The organism is Mesorhizobium sp. M2A.F.Ca.ET.067.02.1.1, from assembly GCF_004023285.1.
Classification (GTDB): Bacteria; Pseudomonadota; Alphaproteobacteria; order Rhizobiales; family Rhizobiaceae; genus Mesorhizobium.
This window is the reverse complement of record NZ_RZSB01000482.1, coordinates 1-4,681: the sequence shown is the minus strand read 5'-3', so window position 1 is coordinate 4,681 and position 4,681 is coordinate 1. Positions and strand designations below refer to the sequence as shown.

At 64.0% G+C, this 4,681-nt stretch carries 5 protein-coding genes and 1 pseudogene; 2 read left to right on the top strand and 4 right to left on the bottom strand.

The genetic code is table 11. The annotated features are described in order from the left end of the window. Both EOA28_RS25625 and EOA28_RS25620 read right to left on the bottom strand, forming a co-directional pair. A partial coding sequence (locus EOA28_RS25625) for an FAD-binding protein (RefSeq protein WP_148670851.1) occupies positions 1 to 381 on the bottom strand: 381 nt, incomplete at its 3' end. A gap of 156 nt (positions 382 to 537) precedes the next feature. Continuing rightward, positions 538 to 1,089: a group 1 truncated hemoglobin gene (locus tag EOA28_RS25620; RefSeq protein WP_126078107.1), complete on the bottom strand. Its 552-nt coding sequence runs from the start codon at positions 1,087 to 1,089 to the stop codon at positions 538 to 540. 340 nt (positions 1,090 to 1,429) lie between these two features. On the opposite strand from EOA28_RS25620, the gene EOA28_RS25615 reads away from it, so the two are divergent. Beyond that, positions 1,430 to 2,914, top strand: coding sequence for an FAD-dependent oxidoreductase (locus tag EOA28_RS25615; protein WP_348526950.1), 1,485 nt, complete (start codon positions 1,430 to 1,432; stop codon positions 2,912 to 2,914). A 97-nt stretch (positions 2,915 to 3,011) separates the two neighbouring features. Here EOA28_RS25615 and EOA28_RS25610 read toward each other — a convergent pair whose 3' ends face one another. Both EOA28_RS25610 and EOA28_RS25605 read right to left on the bottom strand, forming a co-directional pair. After that, positions 3,012 to 3,446, bottom strand: a complete 435-nt coding sequence (locus EOA28_RS25610; RefSeq protein WP_127253273.1) for a hypothetical protein — start codon at positions 3,444 to 3,446, stop codon at positions 3,012 to 3,014. Between the two features lie 113 nt (positions 3,447 to 3,559). Beyond that, on the bottom strand, positions 3,560 to 3,985 hold the full coding sequence (locus tag EOA28_RS25605) for an SgcJ/EcaC family oxidoreductase (RefSeq protein ID WP_128315414.1): 426 nt from the start codon (positions 3,983 to 3,985) through the stop codon (positions 3,560 to 3,562). Positions 3,986 to 4,169: 184 nt separating this feature from the next. Here EOA28_RS25605 and EOA28_RS25600 point away from each other — a divergent pair. Then, positions 4,170 to 4,681, top strand: a pseudogene (locus EOA28_RS25600) (hypothetical protein); the annotation flags it as partial.

Below are 4,681 nucleotides of genomic sequence, written 5' to 3'. Positions count from 1 at the left end.
GCCCGGGTCGAGCCCATGCGCCGCCGCCGCCTCCCGCAGCGCCCCCAGCGTCACCCCCGCCTGCACGATCGCCACCCGCGCGAACGGATCGATCTCCTCGATTTGGGCAAGCCCGCCGAGATCGCAGATGATCTGCCCTTGGGAAGTCGCTGCCCCGCCCGCCAGCCCCGTGCGCCCGCCTTGGGCGACAAGGCTGATGCCACGCTCCGCGCAAAACCGCACCAGCGCCGCGACGCCCTCGACATCACGCGGCCGCACCAGCGCCGAAGCGCCGAAATTGCGGGCATCGAAGCCGGGATCGCGCGAGGCGAGCTCGGCGGCGTCCCAGATGGTGGTGGAGGGCAGGGCGGCGCGCAAAGCGGCGATGAGGGAGGCGGACATGCGAAGGCTCCGGGGCGGGAAGCGATATTCTATAGAGGAACCGGAGCCTCCGAGTCACGGAGCTTACCGAAGAGCCCGCGCGAAGACAGCGCCATCCAAACCCGTCACCGGGCTGGGCGCGAGATCGGCAAAAAAGACGCGCCTGACGGTCTGGCGTCAGCCCTTTTTGGCAAAGCCGGCGGTAACCTCGTCCTTGTGCGCAGCGAAGGCCTTCAGGACCTCCGACTTTTCGGCCTCCGGCACCTTGAAGTGGTCTAGGGTCCGCCCCAGTTCCGCCGCGACCTCGTCGAATTCCGCCGGAGAGATCCGCAAGTCGCGATGCGCCTCCTCGAGGCCGAGCGGCGTCGCGCCGGGCCTCGTGGCCACGAACTTATAGGGGCCGCCGGAAACGTCGCAGACCCACAGCGTGCGCATGAATTTGAGGCCGGGGAGCCGTTCAAGGTTCTTGGTGTGCCATTTCCGTAGCTGTGGGTTCTTGGACTTCTTGCCGACAATGGGATTCTTCACTACGGCGTCGCTGAAGTAATCCACCACCGCGGCGATGGCGAACACGCCCCCCAACCGCTCGTACAGGCTTTTGTCAGGCGTGGTTTGCTTGTTCTGCGCGCGCGCCATGTCGGCCGGCAATACAGCGGTCGATGCGGCGGCCACCGTCAGCCCTGCGACGACACATCGTCTTGTGAAAAAGGTCGAAACAGCCGTTGTCATCTCTGGTTCCCTTTGAGGTTATGCCAGAGCAAGCCGCGGCCTGTCTGGCGGCGACAATGAGTTAGATCTTCGGATATGTCCACTTTGCCTTACCTGGCATCGTCTGAGAAACTAACGAGTCCCCAGTGCCAAATATTCCGGTCGAGGCCTGTTTCATGGCCACGCCAGTTTAAAGACCCGCGCTAGCGCGTCGTCCAGGTTCAGGAACATTCCGCGTCGAACGGAGTTTGAAACGACGGCCCCCGCTCGCAGTGGCCAAGATCGGTCGATGAGGCGAGCTTATGTCGTCTCGGTGAGAAATGCGATGAACGTCAGCGGCGAAGCGACCAGATCTTTTTGGATGCTCGATACCAGCTTCCCCAGCGCTCCCCGCCTCGAACAGGACGAGCAGTGCGACGTGGCCGTCATCGGAGCCGGCATCGCCGGAGTTTCCGTCGCCTACGAGCTGGCCTTGGCAGGTCGCAAGGTGGTGCTTGTGGATCGCGGCCCTCTGCTCGGCGGCATGACTTCCCGCACGACCGCCCATTTGGCGCCCATCTGCGATGACGGTTTGAGCGCTCTGGTTAAGATGCGCGGCGAGGCCCTCGCGCGCGGATTTCAGGAAAGCCAGCAAGCCGCCGTCGACTGTATCGAACAGCATGTCGGCAGGCTGGAGATCGACTGCGACTTCCGGCGGCTGGACGGCTTCCTTTTCCCCGCCGCCTGGATGGATGAGAAAGAGGCCGCCAGAGAATGCAACAAGGAATATGCCGCCGCGGCAAAGATCGGCGTCGCGGTTGAGCATGGCAAGGGTGTAGCGCTCAAGGGCCATGAAAAGGCGCCCATCCTGCGCTATCCGAACCAGGCCACTTTCCATCCGCTGAAATATCTTCGCGCGCTGCTCGCCGATTTCCAGAAGCGAGGCGGCAAGGCATTCACCGATAGCGCCGTCGTCGAAATCGAGGAGGGAACGCAGGTTCGCCTGAAATGCGACGGCGGCTCCACCATCACCGCTTCGAACGCGGTGTTCGCCACCAATTCGCCGATCAACACCTGGGTAAAGATCCATAGCAAGATGGCGCCTTACCGCACCTATGCGATGGCTTTCGACATTGAAAGGGGAATTCTTCCCGACGCGCTCTACTGGGACATGGACGATCCCTATTATTATGTCCGACTCAATCCCGGCCCCAGCGAGACCGACTGTCTCATTGCCGGCGGCCGCGATCACAAATCGGGCGAAGCCGATGACGGCGAGGCTCGCTTTACTGCGCTCGAAGCCTGGATCAGGGCATTGGTGCCCGATCTTGGCAGAGAAAGAGCGAGATGGTCCGGTCAGGTTCTCGATACGATCGACTATTGCGGCTTCATAGGCCGCAGCCCCGGCAACGGCAACGTCTTCATCGCCACCGGCGACTCCGGACAGGGCATGACGCACGGCGCATTGGCCGGACTGCTGATCCGCGATTTGATCGTGGAAGGATCGAACCCCTGGGAAGCCGTGTACGCCCCGGACCGGACGCCGCCCGCAGCCTTTGCGCAATACGTCAATGAGAACCTCACGACGGTGAAGAACCTTGCTGGCTATTTGCTGCCCGGCGAGATCAAATCGGCTGACGATCTCAAGCCTGGTGAAGGCGGCATCCTTCAGGACGGCTTGAGCAAGCTCGCCGTATGTCGCGACTGCGACGGAACGCTGCACCGGCATTCGGCGAGCTGCACGCATCTGGGCTGCATCGTGCATTGGAATTCCACGGAGCAGTGCTGGGATTGCCCCTGCCATGGCTCGCAGTTCTCGCCAGACGGAACCGTCCTCAACGGGCCGGCGATCCGGCCTTTGGCCTAGCCCGGCGGGAGAGGCTTGACCGCTGCAATTCGCCCGACACTCGTCGGCTATAGCGCCCCAGCCACCGGCTCCGATTGTTCTGTTTCGTAGGATTCGCCTATCCCACCCAAACCGAGCACCCAACCTTCTGCCCGGTAACGCTATCCCGCACCACCTTCGCATCCACGCGCCGCAACCCCACCCGGTTGGCCCGCACTTCCTTGCTCGCGAGATAGGCCGGATCGCCCACTTCCCAGTGGTAGCGTGTGTTGGCGGGCGCCCGCATCCAGGTGAATTTCGACAGGTAGGCCACCTGTCCGGGCGTGGTGTCGGCGAAGCGGCAGTCGATGGTGGCGGGCATCAGGCCCTTCGCGGCCATCGCGTTGACGACCTTGTCGGCGTCGGCCGTCGCCAGCCATTGGTCGATGCCGCTCGTCTGGTATGCGTCAATGCCTGTCGGCTGGTGCGTCATGCACCCTCCCAGCAGCATCAGCGCCGCCAGTGCCGTGCCTGCCTTGCCTGCTCGCCTGCAGTCTTCCCGATAAATGCCCATTGCCCGTCTCCTTGTCCCTGAAGAGTGGAAAGTCCCGGGCGGGATGGTGCTCGGCTGCAGATCGCCTGTATATTAGCCGCTTCACATGCGCGACCCGAGCGGGCTTGGCCGCTCTATCGGCTTGCGCGGGCAGGGGGAGCGATCGCGCCTGGGACGATGTCGGTGTTCTGGGCCACCTTGATCCGCCATCCAAGCTGTTCCTTCTTCACCACCAGAAGCAGGATGCCTTCCCGCGTTCCGGCGGGCGAGCCGTCCGGGGCGGATGCGCCGGTCAGGGTCCATCTGTAGTGCACCGATGCGAGGCCGGGAGACAGCTCGACGACCGACGCGGCGACACCCTCCAGCCGGCTGTCGCGAAACATGGTCTTGTGCGTCGCGCGGTGCGCCGCTTCGATCTCGGCCCGGTCTTTCCACCACATGCCAACGACATTGACGAAATTGGCGTCCTCGCAAAACAGCGCCGCGAAGTCGTCCATGTCATGTCTGTTCCAGGCAACGGCGAAGGCGGCCGCGGCGTCCTCGGGCTTGCTGATCTCCATGACATGATCTCCCTTGCTTTCCGCCAGGCTGGGGTGAGACGATAGCGGCATCGGCAGGCCCTGTCACCGTGCGGCCACAGAACTTGGCCGCGCCACTTCCTTAACGGCCCTGATCCCCAAAATTAACCTTTTGTTAACCATTCGCCCGGCACCCTTTAACCATTGAGTAAGGATTCGCCTGGACGTGACCTTCGCCGCCCCCCTGCACAACAAATCGATCCGCTTCCGCGCCCGTTCCTTCGTCGCTTTCACGCTGACGCCGGAGGCGCCGATCGCCGACTGGCTGGAGGGACTGGATCGCTGGATCGCCAACTCGCCGGGCTATTTCAACGGTCGCCCGGTGGTGCTGGATCTCAACCTCCTCCAGCCGGGACCGGAGGAGATCGGCGCGCTGGTCGGCGTGCTCGGCTCGCGCGGCATCCGCGTCTATGCCATCGAACTGGAAGGCGCCGAGCTCGGGCCTGAGCTGCCGCCGCTCTTGGCCGGCGCCAAGGAGGCGACCGCCGAGGGGCTGCTGGGCCGGGCCGCGCGCAAGGCGCGGGCCGAGGAATTGGAAGTCGTCGCCGGGGAGCAGGCTCAGGCCGCTGGAGAGATCCAGCTGGTCGCGGAGGCGGTGCCGGCCGAGGTTCCGCAGATCGCGATGTCCGCCGACGAGCCGGTCGACCCCGATCTGGCGAGGCTCGAAGCGGTCAGGAT

Bases quoted from the DNA above. Each gene is read 5' to 3' on its own strand.
- EOA28_RS25620 (WP_126078107.1), bottom strand. From the start codon at position 1,089: ATGACAACGGCTGTTTCGACCTTTTTCACAAGACGATGTGTCGTCGCA.
- EOA28_RS25615 (WP_348526950.1), top strand. From the start codon at position 1,430: ATGCTCGATACCAGCTTCCCCAGCGCTCCCCGCCTCGAACAGGACGAG.
- EOA28_RS25610 (WP_127253273.1), bottom strand. From the start codon at position 3,446: ATGGGCATTTATCGGGAAGACTGCAGGCGAGCAGGCAAGGCAGGCACG.
- EOA28_RS25605 (WP_128315414.1), bottom strand. From the start codon at position 3,985: ATGGAGATCAGCAAGCCCGAGGACGCCGCGGCCGCCTTCGCCGTTGCC.